Origin of the sequence: Kocuria sp. CH-021 (assembly GCF_049716185.1) — a bacterium.
In the GTDB taxonomy this organism is placed as follows: domain Bacteria; phylum Actinomycetota; class Actinomycetes; order Actinomycetales; family Micrococcaceae; genus Kocuria; species Kocuria cellulosilytica.
Genome location: NZ_JBNAFK010000015.1, coordinates 28,568 through 48,785 on the forward strand (window position 1 = coordinate 28,568; position 20,218 = coordinate 48,785).

The 20,218-nt window shown below is 73.9% G+C and carries 19 protein-coding genes; 10 read left to right on the plus strand and 9 right to left on the minus strand.

The features are described 5' to 3' along the window. Positions 1-7 precede the first annotated feature (7 nt). A complete protein-coding gene (locus ACPYN7_RS12535; RefSeq protein WP_424347861.1) occupies positions 8-1,561 on the minus strand; it encodes a GMC family oxidoreductase in 1,554 nt (517 codons plus the stop codon). A gap of 217 nt (positions 1,562-1,778) precedes the next feature. Here ACPYN7_RS12535 and ACPYN7_RS12540 point away from each other — a divergent pair, with 217 nt between their 5' ends. From ACPYN7_RS12540 to ACPYN7_RS12555, 4 genes are all read left to right on the plus strand, one after another. Then, entirely contained in the window at positions 1,779-3,182 is a 1,404-nt protein-coding gene (locus tag ACPYN7_RS12540; RefSeq protein ID WP_424347903.1) for an aldehyde dehydrogenase family protein, read from the plus strand. Between the two features lie 174 nt (positions 3,183-3,356). Beyond that, the gene (locus ACPYN7_RS12545; RefSeq protein WP_424347862.1) at positions 3,357-3,713 is read left to right on the plus strand and encodes a PadR family transcriptional regulator; all 357 of its coding nucleotides are present in this window, start codon (positions 3,357-3,359) and stop codon (positions 3,711-3,713) included. Between the two features lie 5 nt (positions 3,714-3,718). Then, positions 3,719-4,732 carry a permease prefix domain 1-containing protein gene (locus ACPYN7_RS12550; RefSeq protein ID WP_424347863.1) on the plus strand — a complete coding sequence of 338 codons (1,014 nt, stop codon included), beginning with the start codon at positions 3,719-3,721 and terminating at the stop codon, positions 4,730-4,732. Positions 4,733-5,047: 315 nt separating this feature from the next. Continuing rightward, positions 5,048-5,575 (plus strand): Lrp/AsnC family transcriptional regulator, encoded by a 528-nt coding sequence (locus tag ACPYN7_RS12555; RefSeq protein WP_058873248.1) that lies wholly within the window; start codon positions 5,048-5,050, stop codon positions 5,573-5,575. On the opposite strand, the gene ACPYN7_RS12560 is transcribed toward ACPYN7_RS12555, so the two are convergent. The 5 genes from ACPYN7_RS12560 to ACPYN7_RS12580 all read right to left on the minus strand — a co-directional run bounded on the left by ACPYN7_RS12560 (position 5,550) and on the right by ACPYN7_RS12580 (position 9,179). Further along, positions 5,550-5,873, minus strand: coding sequence for a hypothetical protein (locus ACPYN7_RS12560; RefSeq protein WP_058873089.1), 324 nt, complete (start codon positions 5,871-5,873; stop codon positions 5,550-5,552). The two genes, ACPYN7_RS12555 and ACPYN7_RS12560, sit on opposite strands and share 26 nt — an antisense overlap. 151 nt (positions 5,874-6,024) lie before the next feature. Continuing rightward, positions 6,025-6,561, minus strand: coding sequence for a hypothetical protein (locus ACPYN7_RS12565; protein WP_424347864.1), 537 nt, complete (start codon positions 6,559-6,561; stop codon positions 6,025-6,027). A gap of 180 nt (positions 6,562-6,741) precedes the next feature. Further along, positions 6,742-7,446, minus strand: coding sequence for a response regulator (locus tag ACPYN7_RS12570; RefSeq protein ID WP_058873091.1), 705 nt, complete (start codon positions 7,444-7,446; stop codon positions 6,742-6,744). Beyond that, positions 7,443-8,645, minus strand: a complete 1,203-nt coding sequence (locus ACPYN7_RS12575; RefSeq protein WP_424347865.1) for a sensor histidine kinase — start codon at positions 8,643-8,645, stop codon at positions 7,443-7,445. The genes ACPYN7_RS12570 and ACPYN7_RS12575 overlap by 4 nt, the downstream gene beginning before the upstream one ends. Positions 8,646-8,657: 12 nt before the next feature. After that, positions 8,658-9,179 (minus strand): hypothetical protein, encoded by a 522-nt coding sequence (locus ACPYN7_RS12580; RefSeq protein WP_058873093.1) that lies wholly within the window; start codon positions 9,177-9,179, stop codon positions 8,658-8,660. Between the two features lie 247 nt (positions 9,180-9,426). Here ACPYN7_RS12580 and ACPYN7_RS12585 point away from each other — a divergent pair, with 247 nt between their 5' ends. After that, a complete protein-coding gene (locus ACPYN7_RS12585; RefSeq protein ID WP_424347866.1) occupies positions 9,427-10,254 on the plus strand; it encodes an SRPBCC family protein in 828 nt (275 codons plus the stop codon). 145 nt (positions 10,255-10,399) lie between these two features. Here the strand turns inward: ACPYN7_RS12585 and ilvD are convergent, their stop codons facing one another. After that, on the minus strand, positions 10,400-12,091 hold the full coding sequence (gene ilvD / locus ACPYN7_RS12590; RefSeq protein WP_058873095.1) for a dihydroxy-acid dehydratase: 1,692 nt from the start codon (positions 12,089-12,091) through the stop codon (positions 10,400-10,402). 201 nt (positions 12,092-12,292) lie between these two features. On the opposite strand from ilvD, the gene ACPYN7_RS12595 reads away from it, so the two are divergent. The 3 genes from ACPYN7_RS12595 (at position 12,293) to ACPYN7_RS12605 (ending at position 15,127) form a co-directional block, all read left to right on the plus strand. After that, positions 12,293-13,195: an SDR family oxidoreductase gene (locus tag ACPYN7_RS12595; protein WP_424347867.1), complete on the plus strand. Its 903-nt coding sequence runs from the start codon at positions 12,293-12,295 to the stop codon at positions 13,193-13,195. A gap of 36 nt (positions 13,196-13,231) precedes the next feature. Next, on the plus strand, positions 13,232-13,654 hold the full coding sequence (locus tag ACPYN7_RS12600; RefSeq protein ID WP_424347868.1) for a ChaB family protein: 423 nt from the start codon (positions 13,232-13,234) through the stop codon (positions 13,652-13,654). A gap of 174 nt (positions 13,655-13,828) precedes the next feature. Then, positions 13,829-15,127 carry an FG-GAP repeat domain-containing protein gene (locus tag ACPYN7_RS12605; protein WP_424347869.1) on the plus strand — a complete coding sequence of 433 codons (1,299 nt, stop codon included), beginning with the start codon at positions 13,829-13,831 and terminating at the stop codon, positions 15,125-15,127. 27 nt (positions 15,128-15,154) lie between these two features. On the opposite strand, the gene ACPYN7_RS12610 is transcribed toward ACPYN7_RS12605, so the two are convergent. Continuing rightward, positions 15,155-15,907 (minus strand): TSUP family transporter, encoded by a 753-nt coding sequence (locus ACPYN7_RS12610; protein ID WP_424347870.1) that lies wholly within the window; start codon positions 15,905-15,907, stop codon positions 15,155-15,157. A gap of 123 nt (positions 15,908-16,030) precedes the next feature. Between ACPYN7_RS12610 and ACPYN7_RS12615 the strand changes: the two genes are divergently transcribed. Then, positions 16,031-17,794: a RecQ family ATP-dependent DNA helicase gene (locus ACPYN7_RS12615; protein WP_424347871.1), complete on the plus strand. Its 1,764-nt coding sequence runs from the start codon at positions 16,031-16,033 to the stop codon at positions 17,792-17,794. A gap of 21 nt (positions 17,795-17,815) precedes the next feature. Here the strand turns inward: ACPYN7_RS12615 and ACPYN7_RS12620 are convergent, their stop codons facing one another. Next, the gene (locus tag ACPYN7_RS12620; RefSeq protein WP_424347872.1) at positions 17,816-18,373 is read right to left on the minus strand and encodes a dihydrofolate reductase family protein; all 558 of its coding nucleotides are present in this window, start codon (positions 18,371-18,373) and stop codon (positions 17,816-17,818) included. 208 nt (positions 18,374-18,581) lie between these two features. Between ACPYN7_RS12620 and ACPYN7_RS12625 the strand changes: the two genes are divergently transcribed. Next, a complete protein-coding gene (locus ACPYN7_RS12625) occupies positions 18,582-19,811 on the plus strand; it encodes an FAD-dependent oxidoreductase (RefSeq protein WP_424347873.1) in 1,230 nt (409 codons plus the stop codon). Positions 19,812-20,218 lie beyond the last annotated feature (407 nt).

Consider the following 20,218-nt stretch of genomic DNA (forward strand, 5'->3'; position numbering starts at 1 on the left):
GGCGCCGTCACCCTCCGGTGATGAGGGACGCGGCGCGCTCCGCGATCATCGCCGTGGGCGCGTTGGTGTTGCCGCTGGGCACCCGCGGCATGACCGAGGCGTCCACGACCCGCAGGCGGTCGATCCCGTGCACGCGCAGGTCCTCGGGGGAGACCACCGCGTCCGGGCCGGTGCCCATGCGGCACGTGCCCACCTGGTGGTGGTAGGTGGTGACGAACCTGTTGACGTAGGCGATCTCCTCCTCCTCGGTGCGCACCTCCGCCCCGGGGTAGAGCTCCTCGGCGCCCCATCCCTGCGCCAGCGGCGGCGCCGCGACCATCTCGCGGGCCTGGCGGAAGGAGGCCAGCAGCGCCTCGCGGTCGCGCGGGTCGTCGAAGATGTTCGGGTCCAGCTCCACGGGGTCCGAGACCCCCGGCCCGGTGAGCCGCACGGTCCCCCGGGAGTACGGCCGGACCAGCCCGGAGTGCAGGGTGAAGGCGTTCGCCGGCCCCGTCATCCCGTCGTCGTACATCGGGACCGAGAAGTGGATCGGCTGCGTGTCGGGCGCGTCCAGCTCCGGCCGGGAGCGCCAGAACAGGTGGGTCTGGGTGACGGACCAGTCGGAGGCGGGGTGCTCGATGGTGCGGTTCGTCGCCTCGGCGATGACGGGGGCCAGCAGGTGGTCGTGCAGGTTGGCGCCCACCCCGGGCAGGTCGTGGGCCACGGGCACCCCGACGTCGGCGAGGTGCTCGGCCGGGCCGATGCCGGAGCGCAGGAGGATCTTGGGGGAGTCGAGCGCCCCGGCGCACAGGATCACCTCGTCGGCGTGGATCCGCTCGGGGACGCCGTCCGGGTCGTCGAGGGGCACGACGGCCACGCCGACGGCGCGGGCCTCCTCGAGCAGGACCTTCTGGAGGAGCACGCCGGTGCGGACCGTCAGCCGCGGGTGGTCCTCCACCGGCGCCACGTACGCCATGTACGTGTTGAAGCGCCGTCCGTCGCGGACGTTGATCTGCTGCTGGGAGACGCCGTCGAGCGTGCCGGCGTTGTAGTCCTCGTTCCAGGGCACGCCCACGTGCTCGGCGGCCTCGACGATCGACTCGAAGATCGGGTTGAGCGGGTAGTCCTGCACCGCGGGGACCGGCCCGTCGGTGCCCCGGCTGCCGTCCGGGACCGCCCCGGCGGGCGGCACGTAGGCCTCGACCGCGGTGAACCACGGCAGCACGTCGTCCCAGCCCCACCCCGGGCAGCCGTCCGCCGCCCAGGCGTCGTAGTCCTGCGCCGCGCCGCGCACCCAGATGGTGGCGTTGAGCGCGTGGGAGCCGCCGAGCACGCGCCCGCGGGGCCAGTGGATGACCCGGCCGTCCGCGTGCCGCTGGGGCACGGTGAAGTAGTCCCAGTCCTCGGGCGAGTGCCAGAGCTCGCCCAGGCGGGACACCAGGTGGATCGCCGGATTCAGGTCCTTGCCCCCGGCCTCGAGGAGGATCACCTCGTGGCCGGCGTCCAGGAGGCGGCGGGTCAGGATGCTGCCGGCGGTGCCGGCGCCCACGACGACGTAGGTCTTGGCGGTCTCGTTGTCCATGGCCCCAGTGTGGTCCGGGGCACACCGCGGCACCTTGTCCCGGCGTGCACGGCGCTTGACCCACAGCGCGCCGGTCCGCGCTGTGGGTCAAGAGCCGTGCTCGCACGGACAAGCCGCGGTGACGTGTCCCGGGTCACCATGGGGGCAGTCCTGATCCGTCCGTCCCGAAGGAGACCCCGTGACCACCACGACCGAGACCACGACCGAGACCGCGCCCATGACCTACGGCGACCTGCTCGCCGCCGTCACCGACCCGGAGGGCCGCGAGATCCTGGACCCGGCCACCGGGGAGCTGGTCGGCCGGGTCCACGAGTCCACGGTCGAGGAGCTGGAGCAGGCCCTGGCCCGCGCCCGGCAGGAGCAGGGCGAGTGGGCCGCCGTCCCGGACGCCGAGCGCTGCGCGCTGCTGCACCGGGCCGCCGACGCGATCGAGGCGAACGCCCCGGCGCTCGCCGAGCTGCTCTCGCGCGAGCAGGGCAAGCCGGTGCACCAGGGGCCGAACGCCATGTTCGAGGTCGGCGGCGCGGCGGCCTGGATGCGCGCCGCGGCGTCCTTGCCGCTCGAGCCCGAGACGGTCTTCGACGACGAGTCCGGCACCGCGGTCCTCACCTACGACCCCATCGGGGTCGTCGGGGCGATCGGTCCCTGGAACTGGCCCATGATGATCTCGGTCTGGCAGATCGCCCCGGCGCTGCGCATGGGCAACACCGTGGTGCTCAAGCCCTCCGAGCACACCCCGCTCTCCGTCCTGGGCCTGGCGCACGTCGTGAACCAGGTGCTGCCCGCGGGTCTCGTCACCGTGGTCCCCGGCGGCCGGGAGGTCGGCGAGGCACTGTCCCGGCACCCCGGCGTGGACAAGCTCACGTTCACCGGGTCGACCGCCACGGGCAAGGCGATCATGCGCTCGGCCGCGGACACGCTGACCCGGCTGACCCTCGAGCTGGGCGGCAACGACGCCGGCATCGTGCTCCCGGACGCCGATCCGCAGGCCATCGCCGAGGGCCTGTTCTGGGGCGCGTTCATCAACACGGGCCAGACCTGCGCGGCCCTCAAGCGCCTCTACGTCCACGAGGACGTCTACGACGCCGTGTGCGAGTCCCTCACCGAGGTCGCGGCGGCCATGCCGATGGGCGAGGGCCGGGACGAGCGCAACGTCCTGGGCCCCCTGCAGAACAGGTCGCAGTTCGAGATCGTGGCCGACCTCGTGGAGAAGGCCAGGGCCGGTGGGGGGCGGGTGCTGCTCGGCGGGGACCCGGACGAGGACCGGCCGGGGCACTTCTATCCGACGACCCTGGTGGCCGACCTCGACGACGACAACCCCCTCGTGACCGAGGAGCAGTTCGGGCCGGCCCTGCCCATCGTGAAGTACTCCTCGGTGGACGACGCCGTGCGCATGGCCAACCGGCTGGACGTCGGGCTCGGCGCCTCCGTGTGGGGCACCGACACCGACCGCGCCCGGGAGGTGGCCGCGCGGATCCAGGCCGGCACGGTGTGGATCAACAAGCACGGCGCGATCGACCCCCGCATGCCCTTCGGCGGGATCAAGGGCTCGGGCTTCGGCGTGGAGTTCGGGGTGGAGGGCCTCAAGGCGTTCGGCGTGCCGAAGGTCATCGCGTCCTGACGGAGCCCGCGGCCCCGCCCCGCCCCGCCCTCCTTCGTCGAACTCACCGGCTCCGCCCGAGACCGCAGACGAGATCCGCCGGTCTCGGGCGGAGCCGGTGAGTTCGGCGGTGGTGGGGGCAGGCCGCACGGGATGGCTCTTCCAATAGTGTGTGACGCACACTATGATGTGGGCATGGCACCGGAACCGGTCGACCAGGTCGTCGCCTCCCACACCCAGGAGCTGCGCCGCGGCACGACGGTCCTGGCCTGTCTGCTCGTCCTGGACGAGCCCCGCTACGGCTACGCCCTGCTCCGGACCCTCGCCGATGCCGGGCTCGACGTCGAGGCCGGCACCCTCTACCCGCTCCTGCGCCGGCTCGAGACCCAGGGCCTGCTCGAGAGCGACTGGAACACCGACGAGTCCCGGCCCCGGAAGTTCTACCGGATCACCGGGCTCGGGGCCCGCGCCCGGGACGCCCTCGAGGCCGAACGGCTCCGGCTGCACGCGGCGCTGTCCGCCCTCTCCCGCCCGACTCCTCCCGAGGACTGATCGCCGTGTCCGCCAGCACCCTCACCCCGCGCACCGAGAGCTATCTGCAGGAGGTCGCCCGGCGCCTCCCGCCCGGAGCCCGCGCGGACGTGTCCCGGGAGCTGCGGGGCACCGTCGCCGACATGGTCGACGACGGCGTGGCGCAGGGACTCCCGCCGGACGAGGCGGAACGCCGCGCCCTCGAGGAGCTCGGCGACCCCGCCCTGCTGGCCGAGGACTACGGTCCCGGTCCCCGGCACCTGATCGGCCCTGCGCACTACCACGACTTCCTCGAGCTGCTGCGGGTCCTGGTGCCCGTGCTGGCCGGACTCTTCGGCGGGCTCACCCTGCTCGGCCGGCTCTTCGGGGAGGCGGGGCGCGAGGACCTGGTCAGCTATCTCGTGCTCTCGCTCGCCCCCGCGGTCGGCGCCGCGATCCAGGGAGCCCTGATGGGGGCGGGCATCGCCGTCGTCGTCTTCGCCGTGGTGGAGCGCACGGAGGCCGCGGAGGCGGCGCGCCGCGGCGACCGGGGTGGGACCGGGGGGCAGGCGCCCCCGCGGTGGACCGTCGAGCGGCTGCCGCCGCCGCGCCCCGAACGGGACGGCACCGCGGGGGAGCTGGTCTGGGCCACCATCGCCCTGGGCCTGGCCTTCGCCGCGCCGTTCCTGCTCTCGCGGCCGCTGTTCCGCGAGGGCCCGCTCGCCGGCGAGCCCCTGCTCGACCCGGCCGTGTGGACGCCGTGGGTGCCGCTCTACCTGGGGATCGTGCTGCTCGCCTGGGGGTGGGAGCTGCTGCGCTTCCGCCGCCGCCGGTGGTCGTGGGCGCTGTTCGGGATCAACGCCGTGCTGGACCTCGCCATGGCCGCGCTGCTCGTCACCGTGCTGCGCACCGAGTCCGTGGTGAACCCGGTGCTCCGCGAGCGCGGCTGGGTGGGCGACGAGTTCGCGCAGATCGGCGTCGCGGTCGTGGTAGGCGTCACCGTCTGGGACCTCGTGGCGACCTTCCTCTCCTGCCGCCGGTCGGTGGCCCGGCAGCACTGACCGGCGCCGCCCGGACCGGGCAGGGCCCGGTCCGGGCGGCGGCCGTGCTGTTCCGGGACAGCGCTCGGCCCGCGGGAGCTCCTCGGAGCTCCCGCGGGCCGGGAGAGGGCCTCTGCCGCCGCGGGGTGCCGAGCGGTGCGGAGCGCAGGACGCTTCGTGGGCGTCCGGCGCCGGCCGGGATGCGCGGAACCGGGTCCGGTGGCGCACCGTGTGATCACCAGTTGACACCGTGGTCAGCACGATGCGCAAACGTCTACTCTGAACCTGATCAGATCGACCAGTTTCGGTCGGGAAGGAGGGGCTGCTGTGGTCAGCATGACGAACGGCGGGGCCGGGACGGGGCCGCTGGACCCGACGGACCGGAGAATCCTGGCGGCGCTGGACGAGGACCCGCGGATGACCGTGCTGGCCCTGGCGCAGCGCACGGGCCTGGCGCGCGGGACCATCCAGGCCCGGCTCGAGCGCTACCGCGCGAGCCCCGCGCTGCGCCCGCACAGCACCCGGGTGACGCCGGCGGCGCTCGGCTACGGTCTCGCCGCGAGCGTGGCCGTGGAGCTCGACCAGCACCAGCTCGACGAGGCGATCGCCGGTCTGCAGGCGATCTCCCAGGTCATCGAGGTGTTCGCCCCCGCCGGGCAGACGGACCTGCTGTGCCGGGTGGTCGCGAAGGACCCCGAGGACCTCTACCGGGTCTCCGAGGAGATCCGGTTGTGCCCCGGCATCCTGCGGACGTCGACGAGCATGTTCCTGCGCACCGTCATCCCGTACCGGGTGGCGCCGCTGCTCGCGGAGGGCGGGACGCCGGGGAGGGGTGGGGTCAGTTCCGGGCGGCCGCGCCCATGACCTCGGCCCGCAGCCGGTCCAGGTCCACGTCGTCGCCCTCGTGCAGGCCGTGGGTGCGGACCCACGCGCGGGCGCTGAGCATGATCTCGTCGTAGTACTGGTGGGTCTCGCAGTGGGCGGCCCCGATGCGGGCCTGGGCGCGGGGCTCACAGCTGTCCTCCGTGAAGGAGATGACGGCCACCGGGCTGAGCGCCAGGCCGACCACGCCGTGGACCGCCGTGATGGTGCGGCCGTGGAACGTGTCGCCGGGGGTGAGGTCCCAGGCCCTGGCGGTGGGGTGCTGATGGGTGAGGTCCATGATCGGCTCTTGAGCTGGAGGGGAGTCCGTCCGGCCGGCGCACAGCGCCGGGGAACGGCCCCGGGAACGGGAGGTGAGGGAGGAAGAGCGGAAGGAAGGAGGGGGCGGTCCGGGGGCCGGCCGGTGTGCGGCCGGCCCCGGCGCCGTCCGGTCAGTGACCGAGACCGGTCCAGTGGCTGGTGTCCTGGTACCAGGGGGACCAGGAGTAGCCGTCGTAGTAGCGGTACTTGACCACGTGGTAGACCTTCTTGTCGTCGTGGTGGTCCAGGTGCTTGTAGTGCCCGCCGCCCCAGGCGCCGCCCCAGTAGTAGTAGTGGTCGCCGCCGGTGTAGTGGTGGTGGCCGTGCTTGCTCACGGCGTAGTAGTGCTGCTTGACCTCCACCTTGTACCCCTTGGGGCACTTCACGTGGAACGGGTACTTGACGATCTTCTTCCCGTGGTGCCACGTCCAGGAGGGCTTGTGGGCGTCGACCGAGCAGTGCTTCTGGTGCGGCTTGTGCGACTCCGTCCCGAGCACCGAGGACTGTGCCGAGTCGGCCGGCGCCGGAGCCGCCTGGGCGGGGGAGCCCAGCAGGGGCAGGGCGCCGGCGGCCAGGGTCAGGGAGGCCAGGGACAGCACCGCCTTGCGGGCGTAGCGGCGGGCGCCGGCCGGCTGCGGGGCTGCGGACGAGGTGGTTTCGATGGACATTTCGGGTCTCCTGCGGAAGAGGGACTGCGTGGTTGCCGGTGGTTCCTCCCCCGGGGTCCGGCGGGGAACTTCTCGAACCGACAGGACAAGATTCGCAGTCGGGGGCACCGTGCGGCGTCCACCCGGGAGTTGAACTCCGGCGTACAACCGGGGTGGTACGCGGGAGGCCGGGGGCAGGACTCAGAAGCTGTCCGTGGGCTTGACGAGCCCGCTCTTGAACGCGGCCGTCACCGCCTGGGCGCGCTCGCTGACGCCCAGCTTGAGGAAGATCCGGTGGACGTGGGTCTTCACGGTCGCCTCGCTGAGGAACAGCCGCCGGGCGATCTCCGTGTTGGTCAGGCCGTGGGCGACGGCGACCAGGACCTCGCGCTCCCGCCGGGTGAGCTGCTGCAGCTGCTCCGGCGGCGGGACGGCAGGGTCGGGGTGCCGGCTGAACTCGGTCAGGAGCCTGCGGGTCACGTCCGGGTCCAGCCAGCCCCCGCCGCGGGCGAGGGAGCGCACGGCGTCCGCCAGGACCTTCGGCGCGGAGCTCTTGAGGATGAAGCCGGAGGCGCCCGCCCGCAGCGCGGCGTGGACGGCGGCGTCCTCGTCGAACGTCGTCAGCATCAGGACGGTGGCGACGTTCGGCACCCGGTCCAGGAACGCGTCGGACGTGAGCACCCGGGTGGCGGCCACCCCGTCCGTGCCGGGCATGCGCACGTCCATGACCACCACGTCCGGCTGCAGGCGGGCCGTCTCCTCGACGGCCGCCGCGCCGTCGGCGGCCTCGCCGACGACGATCAGGTCCGGCTCGGCGGTGAGGAGCATGGCCAGCCCGGAGCGCACCATCGCCTCGTCGTCCACCAGGAGCACCCGGACGGGTGCGGGTTCCGTGCCGCGTGTCATCCGGTGGCCTCCCCGCCCGCGGTGGCCGCCGCGGCGCCGTGCGGGTCGGCGGGGCCGACGGGAAGCCGCGCGGACACCAGGTACCCGCCGTGCGGGTCGGGTCCGGCCGTCGCCTCGCCGCCCACCGCCCGGGCGCGCTCCGCCATCCCCCGCACCCCGTGCCCGGTCGACAGCCGTGCGGCGAGGCGACCGCGGGCCCCGGCGCCGTCCGTGCGGACGGAGAGCTCGACGTCCCGGGGGCCCCAGTCGAGGGCCACCCGGACAGGGCGGTCCGGGGCGGCGTGCTTGACGGCGTTGGTCAGGGCCTCCTGCGCGATGCGGTACGCGGCCTCGTCCACGGCCGGCTCCAGGGCGCAGGGCTCGCCCGCCACGCAGAGCTCCACCTCCCGGCCCGCCGCGCGCAGGTGGTCCAGCAGGCCGTCCAGGCGCTGCAGGCCCACCGGCTCCTGCTCCGCCCGGGCCGCCGGCGCCGGGGAGAGCAGGCCCAGCATGCGCCGCAGCTCCGTGACGGCCTGCTCACCGAGCTCGTCGACCTGCCGCAGCGCCGCCCGGGCCCGGTCCGGGTCGCGCTCCATGACGCGCTCGGCCCCTCCGGCCTGCAGCACCATGAGGCTCACCGCGTGCGCCACGACGTCGTGCAGCTCCCGGGCGATGCGCTGGCGCTCCTCGGCCTCGGCCCGGGCGGCGGCCAGCCGGGCCACGAGCTCGCGCTGCGCCACGCTCCAGCGGACCCACCGGCCCACGCCGAAGACGACGAGGTGGGCCACGGTGAGGAACAGGACCGCGACGAGGAACGAGGCCGCCCGCATCGACGGGTCGGGGGTGTCCTGGACGGTGGCGTGCACGCTGGTGGCGACCGGCAGGAACGCGATCGCCAGGCCGGGGACCGCCCTGCGGTCCGGGCAGTGCGCGGCCACCGCGAAGAGGGCCAGCCAGACGCAGAAGATGGGGTGGAATCCGAAGCCGAGCAGTGCGACGGCCACGGCGCCCAGCACGACCAGCAGGAGCACGGCCAGGGGCCACCGGCGGCGCCAGAACAGGGGCAGATACAGCAGCGCCGCCGAGAGCACGACGAGCCAGGGGGCGACCGCGCCGGGCTCCGCCGTGCGGTCCCACGTGATCTGGAGCTCGATGCCCCACAGCACCGGCACCGCGACGAGGTCCAGGGCCACGCGCGAGGGGTGTCTCCAGGATCTCATCGGCCCCCCTGCTCAGCTGCACACGGACCTGCCGAAGACGGTGCAGATCCACATCCGCTCGACGGGAGGGGCGGGCAGGCGGCAGTCCTCGACGATCGAGTGGCGCCGGATCTCCTCCCACGCCACCACGGGTCGCAGGGCGTCCTCGGCGCAGTCCGGGACCTCGGCGGGCCGTGCCCCCAGCGCGGTCTCCACGGCCGAGCACAGCTCGGCGCCCGTGGCGAGCCGGCGCTCGGAGCCCGCGCCGTCCGGGGGGCCCTGCGCGGGGCACCCGGACGGGTGCTCGAGCCGGATGCCCGTCATCTCGGAGTCCGGGTCGTGCAGGACGCCGTGCAGCAGGATCCGCGAGATCCTGATCCGCTCGACCTCGTCCGTGCGCCCCGACGCGACGCGGGCGATCAGCACCTCCGGGTCGACGTCCCGTCCCAGCCAGTCCGGCGGGCCCTGCACCAGCACGTAGTCGCTGTCCACCAGCCGTCCCCACGCCAGGTGCCCCTCGACGGCGTCGGGCGCTCGCGCGTTCTGGACGGACACCAGTGTCCGGAATTCTGTCTCGAGTGTCGCCATGCCGAGCCCCCCGCGAGTCGTGCGGCAATTCTCCTCGTCCGCCCACGTCAAGTCCATAGTCGGCGTCCCCGGCGGGCCGGCCGGTGCGTTCCGCGGCGCCTCCGGGGGTCCCGGAACCCTGGTCTCGCGGGGCCGTGCGCGGTACCGTAAGCAGACTGGCGAATTTGTTGTTTTTCGTCACCGCTGATCGTCGAGACGGAACGAAGGAGATGCCATGAGCACCAAGGTCGAGAAGACTGTCGTGGTCGACGTGCCGCTGACCACCGTGTACAACCAGTGGACCCAGTTCGAGGACTTCCCCCACTTCATGAGCGGCGTGCAGAGCGTGACGCAGCTCGGCGACGACCGCCTCGAGTGGGTTGCCGAGATCGGCGGCGTCCGCCGGCAGTGGGAGGCGAAGATCGTGGAGCAGGTCCCGGACCGCCGGGTCTCCTGGGCCGCCACCGAGGGCGCCACCAACGCCGGCACCGTGATGTTCCACGACGCGGGCAACGGCCGGACCGAGGTGCACCTGGTCCTCGAGTACGAGCCCGAGGGTCTCGTGGAGAAGGTCGGGGACAAGCTCAACGTGGTCGAGAACCAGGCCGAGGGCGACCTCGAGCGGTTCAAGAAGTTCATCGAGGACGAGGGCTACGCGACCGGCGCCTGGCGGGGCTCCGTCAACGAGGGCGCTCCCGTCGGCACGCCCGGAGTCGAGCACGCCGCCGCCTCCCGCGGGGACGACGGCAAGGCCGGGGTGTCGGGCAAGGCCGTCGCCGCCGGCGTCGCGGCGGCCGGTGTCGCGGCCGCCGGGGCGGCCGCCGCGGCGAAGAAGAAGGACTCCGCTCCGGACACGGAGCCGGTCACCCTCGAGTCGACGGCGCCGCCCGCGGCACCGGCGGCCCCCGCGGCGCCGGTGACCCCCGGCGAGACCGTGACCGGGGAGGTCCCGCCGATCCCCACCGTGGACGAGGCGCTCACCGACGACACCGTCGACGCGGACCTGGACGTGGACCCCACCAGCCGGCGCATCGACGACCGCCCCGCGGGCGGCGCGCTCTGAGCCGGCCCCTTCCGTGCACCGGGCCCCCGACCGCCGCGGTCGGGGGCCCGGTGCACGGAAGGGGTGCCCGGTGCGGCCGAGCCGCGTCCGGACCGGGCGCGGGGACCACCGGCCGCCGGGGACTGCCGGCCGGCGGGACGGCCGGTCAGCCGGTGACGGCCCCCAGCGACGCCGAGCGCACCAGCTTGACGTACTTGCCCAGCACGCCGCCCTCGTACTGCGGGCGCAGGGGGGCCCAGCCCTCGCGGCGCCCGGCCAGCTCCTCGGCGTCCACCAGCAGGTCCAGGGAACGGGCCGCCAGGTCCACCCGGATCCGGTCGCCGTCGCGCAGGAACGCGATCGGCCCGGCGTCGACGGCCTCCGGCGCGATGTGGCCGATGCACAGGCCCGTGGTGCCGCCCGAGAACCGCCCGTCGGTGAGCAGCAGCACGTCCTTGCCGAGCCCCGCGCCCTTGATCGCCCCGGTGATGGCCAGCATCTCGCGCATGCCCGGACCGCCCTTGGGGCCCTCGTAGCGGATGACGAGCACGTCCCCGGCCGTGATCTCGCCGGCCTCGAGGGCGTCCATCGCCGCCTGTTCGCGCTCGAAGACCCGGGCCGGGCCCTCGAAGACCTCGGCGTCGAAGCCGGCGGACTTCACCACCGCGCCCTCCGGCGCCAGGGAGCCGTGCAGCACCGTGATCCCGCCCGTGCGGTGGATGGGGTTGTCGAGCGTGCGGATCACGTCGCCGTCCAGGGGATCGGGGTCCAGGGCGGCCAGGTTCTCGGCCACCGTGCGCCCCGTCACGGTGAGGGCGTCGCCGTGCAGCAGCCCGGCGTCGAGCAGCGCCTTCATGACCACGGGGATGCCGCCGTGCCGGTCGACGTCGTTCATGACGTAGCGGCCGAACGGCTTGAGGTCCGCGAGGTGGGGGACGCGGTCACCGATCCGGTTGAAGTCCTCCAGGGTGAGCTCCACCTCCGCCTCGTGGGCGATGGCCAGCAGGTGCAGGACGGCGTTGGTGGACCCGCCGAGGGCCATGAGCACGGTGACGGCGTTCTCGAAGGCCTCCTTCGTCAGGACGTCCCGCGCCGTGATGCCCTGCCGGAGCATCTCGACCACGGCCTCCCCGGAGCGGTGGGCGAACTGGTCGCGCCGCCGGTCCGCCGAGGGCGGGGCCGCGGAACCCGGCAGGCTCATGCCCAGGGCCTCGGCCACGGAGGCCATGGTGTTGGCCGTGTACATCCCGCCGCAGGCGCCCTCGCCCGGGCAGATGGACCGTTCGATCCGGTCGAGGTCGGCCCGGCCCATCAGGCCTGCCTTGCACGCGCCCACGGCCTCGAACGCGTCGATGAGGGTGACGTCCTTCTCCGTCCCGTCGCTGAGCTTCACCCATCCCGGCGCGATGGTCCCGGCGTAGAGGAACACCGAGGCCAGGTCCAGGCGGGCGGCGGCCATGAGCATGCCGGGCAGGGACTTGTCGCACCCGGCCAGCAGCACGGACCCGTCGAGGCGCTCCGCCTGCATGACCGTCTCCACGGAGTCCGCGATGACCTCCCGCGAGACCAGCGAGAAGTGCATCCCCACGTGGCCCATCGAGATCCCGTCCGAGACCGAGATCGTGCCGAACTGGAGGGGGTAGCCGCCCCCGGCGTGGACGCCCTCCTTGCAGCCCTGCGCGAGCCGGTCCAGGGAGAGGTTGCACGGGGTGATCTCGTTCCAGGAGCTCGCGATGCCGATCTGCGGCTTCTCCCAGTCGGCGTCGCCCATGCCCACGGCACGGAGCATGCCGCGGCTGGCGGTCGCGTCGATGCCGTCGGTGACCTGACGGCTGCGGGGCTTCATGTCGGGGCTCATGCGGTCTCTCCCGGGTCGTCGGTGCGCGGTGGGATGCGCGGGGCAGGGCGTGCCGCGAACCTATCAACGGAACTCGAGGAACGTCGAGCGATGTCCATGGCCGGCGCGGAACTTTGTGCCCGCAGGGGGAAGACAAGGCGTGCCCGGCCCTCCTAGGGTGGGAGCAGGCAACGATAAGCAACCTGATCGAAGGAGCCCCAGATGCCCGAGGCGCCCGTCTCCCAGCACGCCCGCGCGATGGCCGACGACGAGGGCGGGATGCCCGAGCAGCAGCAGACGCCCCCGGGCCTGACCGCCGCCATGGACCCCGTGCCGGACCACGGGGAGGCGTCCTGGGAGGGGCGGGGCCGGCTCGAGGGGCTCAAGGCCCTGATCACCGGCGGGGACTCCGGGATCGGCCGGGCCGTGGCGATCGCGTTCGCCCGGGAGGGCGCCGACGTCGCGATCAACTACCTCCCCGACGAGCAGGAGGACGCCCAGGACGTGGTGGGCTGGATCGAGAAGGCCGGGCGCACCGCGGTCCTGGTCCCCGGCGACGTGCGTGAGGAGCGGAACTGTCAGGAGATCGTGGACCGGGCGGTCGAGGGTCTCGGCGGGCTCAACGTGGTCGTGAACAACGCGGGCTTCCACTGGGCGCGCGGGGAGGCGGGGCTCCAGGGGCTCGCCACGGAGGACCTGGAGCGGGCCGTGCGCACCAACCTCTACGGCACCCTGTGGATCAGCCGCGCGGCGCTGCCGCACCTCGGCCGCGGGGACAGCATCATCAACACCACGTCCGTGCAGGCCTACGACCCCTCGGTGTCGATGGTCGACTACGCCGCCACGAAGGCGGCCCTCAACAACGTCACCGCCAACCTCGCCGCCGAGCTCGGCCCCGACGGCATCCGCGTCAACGCCGTGGCCCCCGGGCCCGTGTGGACCCCGCTGGGGCCGGCCACCAAGGAGCCCGGGGCGGTCGCGAACATGGGCAAGGAGACGCCCCTGGGGCGGATCGCCCAGCCCGCCGAGCTGGCCGGCGCCTACGTCTTCCTCGCCAGCCCGGCCGAGGCCAGCTACGTCAGCGGCATCGTCCTCGGCGTCACCGGCGGCATGCCCGTCTTCTGAGCGGCGCCCCCCGCACCCCTACGGAAGGAGCACCTCGTGCCCAAGACCGGCCAGGACGACCACGCCAAGAAGAGCGAGCTGCCCTCCACCCTGCAGCGCTCGGGGCGGAAGGCGCAGGACACGTTCGCCAAGACCTACGACTCCGCGCTCGAGCAGTACGACGACGAGGCGCGCGCGGCGCGCACGGCCTACAGCGCGCTCAAGCACACCCACGAGAAGGTCGGCGACCACTGGGAGGGCAAGGAGGAGCCCGGGCCCTCCGACGAGCACGCCGCCGGGGGCCGCGACTCCCGTGCGGAGACCGCCGGCGGGGTCGACGCGAACTCCTCCAAGCAGCACCTCTACGAGGTGGCGAAGCGGCTCGGCGTCGAGGGCCGCTCCTACATGACCAAGAAGGAGCTCGTCGACGCGATCCGGAAGGCCAACGACGCCGCGACGCGGGAGGCGCGGGGGAGCTGAGGGGCTGCTCGGCGTCGTGATGGTTTCGTTGTGAGCGCATCTCGTCGCCGAACCTATCCTGGGAACGGGCCCGATCCTCGGCCGGGCCCGGCGCCGCCGAACGGATGTCGTGGGCTTCGGACAGCCGGGCCGGTGCGAACGAACAGGGCTCGTGCCCCAAAAGGAAGCGTTCCCATGAAGACCTCGATGTGGCCGGGGCTGCTCCGACGATCCCGGTCGCGCGGGGCCGCGGGCTTTTCGGCGGCCGTGCTGGTGCTCACGGGCGGCGGCACGGCGGCGGAGGCGACGCCCGGCGTCACGGCGGTGGCCCCCGCAGCCGCCGTCGACGACTTCTCCGCGGCCCAGGGGTGGAGCGGTGAGAGACACGTCCGAGCGGTGGCCGACGTCGACGGAGACGGGCGCGCCGATGTTGTCGGCTTCGGCGACGCCGGCGTCCTGGTCGCCCGCGGCCGAGCCGACGGCACGTTCTCCCCCGCAGTCCTGGCCGTGCGCGACTTCGGCTGGGCCCAGGGCTGGCGGGTGGACCGTCACCCCCGGAAGGTGATGGACGTCGACGGCGACGGGCGCGCCGATCTCCTCGGCTTCGGTGACGCCGGCGTGCACGTGGCCTATGCCCGGGCCGATGGCACGTTCGGGCCCGCAGCGCTCGTGGTGCGCAACTTCGGCTGGGCCCAGGGGTGGCGGACCGACCTGCACGTGCGCCGCGCGGCCGACGTCGACGGGGACGGGCGGGCCGACCTGGTGGGCTTCGGTGACGCCGGCACGTACCTCTCCCGGTCGCTCCCCGGCGGCACCTTCGCTCCCGCCGTCCTGCAGACGATGCGGGTGGGTCCGGAAATGGGCAGCCGCGGCGGGTGGACCGTCGAGGACCACCCGCGGGAGCTGGCCGACATCACCGGGGACGGCGTGGCGGAGATCATCGGCTTCTCCGACAGTTCCGTCGTCGTCTCCTTCTTCCAGGAGCCCGGGGGGTTCACCTACCCCGAGACCAGGGGGAGCAACTTCACCGCCGGCTACTACGGCTGGCGGGGCGACCGGCACCCCCGGGTGCTGGGGGACGTCGATGGGGACAGGCTGGCTGACATCGTGGGCTTCGGGTACGCGGGCACCTGGATCGCCACCGCCTCCCGTCCCGACGGCATCCCCAACGGCTGGTTCGACGAGGCGGAACTGAGATCCAGCAGCTTCGGGTACGACGGCGGGTGGCGCGTGGAGCTGCACCCGCGGGCCGTCGCCGACGTCACCGGGGACGGCCGGGACGACGTGGTGGGCTTCGGCGACGCCGGGGTCTACGCGGCCGAGTCGCGAGCGGACGGCACCTTGGCTCCCGCGTCCCTGGTGGTCGGCGACTTCGGGGTCGCCCAGGGCTGGCGCGTGGGCGAGCATCCGCGGGAGCTCGCCGACGTCAATGGTGACGGCCGGGCGGACATCGTCGGATTCGGCGTCTCACGCACGTACGTCCGGCTGCTCTGACGCGCAGCACCCACCGGGCGGGACGCCTCAGGACAGGGCCAGCAGGCCCCGGACCAGGGTGACGGCTCCGCCCAGGCCGGCGAGCACGAGTGCGGTGGTGCGGGCGGCGCTCAGTGGTACCCGGCGGGCCACCACCGCGCCGATCCGGATCCCCAGCACCACCGTGAGGACCACGCCGGGCGCCACCCACCACGGGGGCATCCCGTCCGTGCCGGCCGCCCCGAGCAGGGTCTTGGTGAGCACCGACAGGGCGCCCATCGTCATGAACACCGGCTGCAGGGTCGCGGCGAAGGAGCGCTGATCCCAGCGGGCCAGCCGGGAGTGGATCACCATGACCGGCCCGGCCACCCCCGCCGTGGTGTTGAAGAAGCCGCCGATCGCCCCGGCGAGCACCGTGGGCAGCCGCCCCGGCCACTCGGGCAGGCGGGGGAGCCCGAACATGGTGGTCAGCGCCAGCAGCACCACGCCGCCCACGACCACCTGCAGCCAGGCCGCGGGCAGCTCGCGCACCACGAGCGCCGCCGGCACGGCGCCCACCGCGGCGGCCGGGGCGATGAGCGCGTAGCGCCGCCAGTCCACGTGGCGCCACACCGAGAGCATGATGAGGAACCCGGAGACGGTCGTCGTCGCGTTGGTCACGAGCACGCCCGTGGCGGGGCCCAGCAGCAGCGCGAGGGTCGGGGCCACCACCAGGCCGACCCCGGTGCCCGAGACGCGCTGCAGGACCGAGCCCACGAGGATCGCGAGGGCGGCGACGACGATGATCTCCACGGGTCCCATTCTGCGCCCCCGTCCGCCCGGTCCCGGTGCGCACGCGGCCGGTCGTGGCACTTCCCGGATTCGATAAGTACCCTTGCTGTTACGCGAGGTCCCTGCGGGACGACGACGACCGAAAGGCGCGCCATGAGCATCACCCGAGACCTGGTCTGCACCGGTGAGCACGGGTTCTCCGCCGGCGCCGGAACCGCCGGGGACAGCGGCTCCGGCCCGGCGCAGCGCACCGCGCAGGTCTCCGCGGAACGGCTCCGGGAGGTCGCCGCGTCCCGCTTCGGCATCGACGAGTTCCGGGAGGGGCAGCTCGAGGCGATGGCGGCGGCGGCCACCGGCCGGGACGTCCTGGCGGTGATGCCCACCGGCCACGGCAAGTCCGCGATCTACCAGGTCCCGGGCGCCGCGCTGCCCGGGACGGCCGTGGTGGTGTCCCCGCTGATCGCCCTCCAGCACGACCAGGTCGAGGCGATCAACGAGGACCTGGGGGCGGAGGTCGCGTTCGCGCTGAACTCCGCGGTGGGGGCCCGCCGCGAGCGTGCCGCCTGGGCGGCGGTGGAGCGCGGGGACGCGAAGTTCCTCTTCCTCGCCCCCGAGCAGCTGGCCCGGGAGGAGACGACGCAGCGGCTCGCCGCGCACCCGCCGTCCCTGTTCGTGGTGGACGAGGCGCACTGCATCTCCTCCTGGGGCCACGACTTCCGCCCCGACTACCTCGTGCTCCGGGAGGCGGCCGAACGGCTGGGCCGCCCGCCCGTCGTGGCCCTCACCGCCACCGCCTCCCCGCACACCCGGGCCGAGATCGTCGACCGGCTCGGCCTGCGCGACCCCCTGGTCCTGGTGCACAGCTTCGACCGGCCCAACATCGAGCTGCGGGTCGTGCGCCACCACCGCTCCTCCGACAAGCGCCGTGCGGTGCTCGACGAGGTCGCCGGACTCGGGGGCCCCGGGCTGGTCTACGTCGCCACCCGCAAGGAGACCGAGGACTACGCCGCGGAGCTCACCCGGCGCGGGGTGCGCGCCGAGGCCTACCACGCGGGGCGCCGGAAGTCCGAGCGGGACGAGGTGCACACCCGGTTCCACGACCACGAGCTCGACGTGGTCGTGGCCACCACCGCCTTCGGGATGGGCATCGACAAGCCGGACGTGCGCTTCGTGGTGCACGCGGACATCCCCGACTCCCTGGACAGCTACTACCAGGAGATCGGCAGGGCGGGCCGGGACGGGCGGCCCGCCCTGGCCGTGCTGCACTACCGCTCCGAGGACCTGGGGCTGCAGCAGTACTTCGCCGGGGCCGCCCCCGAGCCGGAGGACCTCGAGAAGGTCTTCCGCGCGGTCCGCCGGCACGGGCCGGTCCGGTCCCGGGAGCTGCGCGAGCACACCGGGCTCGGCCCGCGCGCCCAGGCCCGGGCCCTGCACCTCCTCGAGCACAGCGGCGGCGTGCTCGCCCGGCGCGAGGGCTGCCGTGCCGTGGACGGCGCCACGCCGGAATCCGCCGTCGCCGCCGCGCTCGCGGAGGCCGAGGCCCGGCACCGGATCGACCGGTCCCGGATCGACATGATGCGCGGCTACGCCGAGACGGACGGGTGCCGGCGGGACTGGCTGCTCAACTACTTCGGCGAGGAGACCGGCGGCTGGTGCGGCAACTGCGACAACTGTGCGGAGACGGGCTCCGCCGCCGAGGCCGAGGAGCGGGCCGCCGCCACCCCGCACGGGTGGGAGATCCAGACCCCGGTCACCCACCGCGAGTGGGGGCACGGGATCGTCATGGGCGCGGAGCCGGACCGGATCATCGTCCTGTTCGATTCGGTCGGCTACAAGGAGCTGTCCCTGCGGCTCGTCGAGGAGCACGAGGGCCTGCTGGAGCGCGGCCCCGAGGAGCGGCGGGAGGACGGCGCGTGAGCCCCGGGAGGCGCCCGCCGGTCAGCGGACGACGTCGTAGACGGCCTTGAGGACGCCGTTGGCGTAGGCCTCGTGCTCGACCAGCTCGAGCCTGCGGAACGTGTCGGTGCTGTCGTCGAAGAGGCGGCGGCCCGCCCCGAGCAGCACGGGGAACACCAGGAGGTGGTACCGGTCCACGAGTCCCGCGGCGGCGAGGCCCTGGGCCAGGGTGGCGCTGCCGTGGACCAGGACGGTGCCGTCGACCGTGGACCGCAGCCGCGCGACCTCGTCGAGGGAGCGCAGCACGGTGGTGTTGTGCCACTGCGGGTCCTCCAGGGTGGAGGAGACCACGTACTTGGGCATGGCGTTGTACTCCGCGAACTCCTCCATCGAGGGCCACACGGGGGCGAACTCGTCGTAGCTGACCCGGCCCATCAGCATCGCCGCCGCCTCCTTCTGCTCCCGGTCCTTGAGCTCGTAGGCGGCCTCGTCGTAGGGGACGTGCTGGAACGTCCAGCCTGCGTGCGGGTGCGGGCCGCCGCCGGGGGAGTCGACGACGCCGTCGAGGGTGATGAACTCGGTGATGATCAGCTGGCCCACGGGGATCTCCTGCCGGTGCGGTCGGTGCTCCTGTCTGCGGTTCCTACTCTGGCGTGGCCGCGCGGCGGTGGAAAGGACTCGGCGCCCCATGACGGGATCGGCCGGCGGCCGGGGCGTGCCGGTCCCCCGTGCCGCGCTCTTGCGCGGCCGGGGCCGCGGTGGGACCCTCGGCAGGGACGAGGGTTCGGCGAGGGTCCGGGAGGCACCCGTGGCGGCGGAGCAGGCGACCGGGCGGACGGTGGCGCAGGTGCGGACCACGTGCTGCGTGGTGGGCGGAGGCCCGGCCGGGCTGCTGGCCGGGGTGCTGCTCGCGCGGCAGGGCGTGGACGTGGTCGTGCTGGAGAAGCACGCGGACTTCCTGCGGGACTTCCGCGGCGACACCCTGCACCCCTCCACCCTGGAGGTGATGGCCGAGCTCGGCTGGCTCGAGGACGTCCTGGCGCTGCCGCACACCCGCGTGGAGCGCGCCACCGTCTCCCTCGGCGGGGAGACGGTCGTGGTCGGCCGCTTCGACCGTCTGCCCGTGCGCTGCCCGTTCATCGCGTTCCTGCCGCAGTGGGACTTCCTGGACCTGCTCGCCGAGAAAGGCCAGGCGCTGCCCGGCTTCCGGCTGCTGCGCTCCACGGCCGCCGACGGCCTGCTCGTCGAGGACGGGCGGTGCACCGGCGTCACGGCGCACGACGACGACGGGACCCCGGTGCAGGTCCGGGCCGAGCTGGTGCTGGCCGCCGACGGCCGCGACTCCGTGCTGCGGGCCGCCGCCGGCCTGGTCCCGCGGGCCTCGCCGTCCCGGATGGACGTGCTGTGGTTCCGCGTGCCCCGCAGCGAGGGCCAGGAGCAGCCGCTGTTCAACGCCGGGGACGGGGCGGTGGTCGCCCTGCCGCGCACCGGCTACTGGCAGGCCGCCATGATCGTGCGGGCCGGTGAGCACGACGCCCTGCGCGCCCAGGGGCTGGAGGCCTTCCGGGACCGGGTGCGCGCGCTCGCCCCCGGGCTGGGGGAGGGGCTCGCCGCGATCGAGGACTGGGAGCAGGTGAAGCTGCTGCGCGTGCGCGTGGACCGGCTGCGCCGCTGGTGGAGGCCCGGCGTCCTGTTCCTCGGCGACGCCGCCCACGCGATGTCCCCGGCCGGCGGCGTGGGCATCAACCTGGCGATCCAGGACGCGGTGGCCGCGGCGAACCTCCTCGGCCCGCGCCTGCTGCACGGCGGGGTGCGGGCGCGGGACCTCGCGCGGGTGCAGCGGCGGCGGGCGTGGCCGGCGCGCGTCACGCAGCTGTTCCAGCTCGTGCTGGCCCGCCGGCTGGTCCCCTCCCGGCCCGGGCAGGCGCCGCGGCCGCCGGTGCCGCTGGGCGTGGTGCGGGCGCTGCCGTTCCTGCCCCACGTGACCGGACGGGCCATCGGCATCGGCCTCCGGCCCGAGCACGTCCGTCCGCTCTGATCCCGCACGGACGTGCCCGGGCAGTTCCTCGCCGTGGACACCTCCGTGAAACACGGTCATTCCGTCAACTACCCACTCTGTGGCGGCGTTACGAGGGTGCGCGCTCCGCCCAGCGAGGTGAAGGCAGTTCCGTCCCTGACCTGTCCGGGAGGGGTTCAAATGACCAGGATGGTGACTGCGGTGACGAGCCCGATTCCCCTCTCTACGACCAGGGCCGCGGCGGGGCTACGGCGGCGGGCTCGCCAACAGGTCCTGACGTTCCTGCAACAGGCGATCCTGACCTGCCTCAGGGTGCAACTACACTTTGTGATGGACAACTCTGCGGTGCACGAGATTCATGCGGCGAAGGCTCGGCTGGCCGAGAACTCGAGGTTCCGCAGACACTTCATCTCGACGTCGGCGTGATG

Bases quoted from the DNA above. Each gene is read 5' to 3' on its own strand.
- ACPYN7_RS12535 (WP_424347861.1), bottom strand. From the start codon at position 1,561: ATGGACAACGAGACCGCCAAGACCTACGTCGTCGTGGGCGCCGGCACC.
- ACPYN7_RS12540 (WP_424347903.1), top strand. From the start codon at position 1,779: ATGACCTACGGCGACCTGCTCGCCGCCGTCACCGACCCGGAGGGCCGC.
- ACPYN7_RS12545 (WP_424347862.1), top strand. From the start codon at position 3,357: ATGGCACCGGAACCGGTCGACCAGGTCGTCGCCTCCCACACCCAGGAG.
- ACPYN7_RS12555 (WP_058873248.1), top strand. From the start codon at position 5,048: ATGACGAACGGCGGGGCCGGGACGGGGCCGCTGGACCCGACGGACCGG.
- ACPYN7_RS12560 (WP_058873089.1), bottom strand. From the start codon at position 5,873: ATGGACCTCACCCATCAGCACCCCACCGCCAGGGCCTGGGACCTCACC.
- ACPYN7_RS12565 (WP_424347864.1), bottom strand. From the start codon at position 6,561: ATGTCCATCGAAACCACCTCGTCCGCAGCCCCGCAGCCGGCCGGCGCC.
- ACPYN7_RS12570 (WP_058873091.1), bottom strand. From the start codon at position 7,446: ATGACACGCGGCACGGAACCCGCACCCGTCCGGGTGCTCCTGGTGGAC.
- ACPYN7_RS12575 (WP_424347865.1), bottom strand. From the start codon at position 8,645: ATGAGATCCTGGAGACACCCCTCGCGCGTGGCCCTGGACCTCGTCGCG.
- ACPYN7_RS12585 (WP_424347866.1), top strand. From the start codon at position 9,427: ATGAGCACCAAGGTCGAGAAGACTGTCGTGGTCGACGTGCCGCTGACC.
- ilvD (WP_058873095.1), bottom strand. From the start codon at position 12,091: ATGAGCCCCGACATGAAGCCCCGCAGCCGTCAGGTCACCGACGGCATC.
- ACPYN7_RS12595 (WP_424347867.1), top strand. From the start codon at position 12,293: ATGCCCGAGGCGCCCGTCTCCCAGCACGCCCGCGCGATGGCCGACGAC.
- ACPYN7_RS12605 (WP_424347869.1), top strand. From the start codon at position 13,829: ATGAAGACCTCGATGTGGCCGGGGCTGCTCCGACGATCCCGGTCGCGC.
- ACPYN7_RS12610 (WP_424347870.1), bottom strand. From the start codon at position 15,907: ATGGGACCCGTGGAGATCATCGTCGTCGCCGCCCTCGCGATCCTCGTG.
- ACPYN7_RS12615 (WP_424347871.1), top strand. From the start codon at position 16,031: ATGAGCATCACCCGAGACCTGGTCTGCACCGGTGAGCACGGGTTCTCC.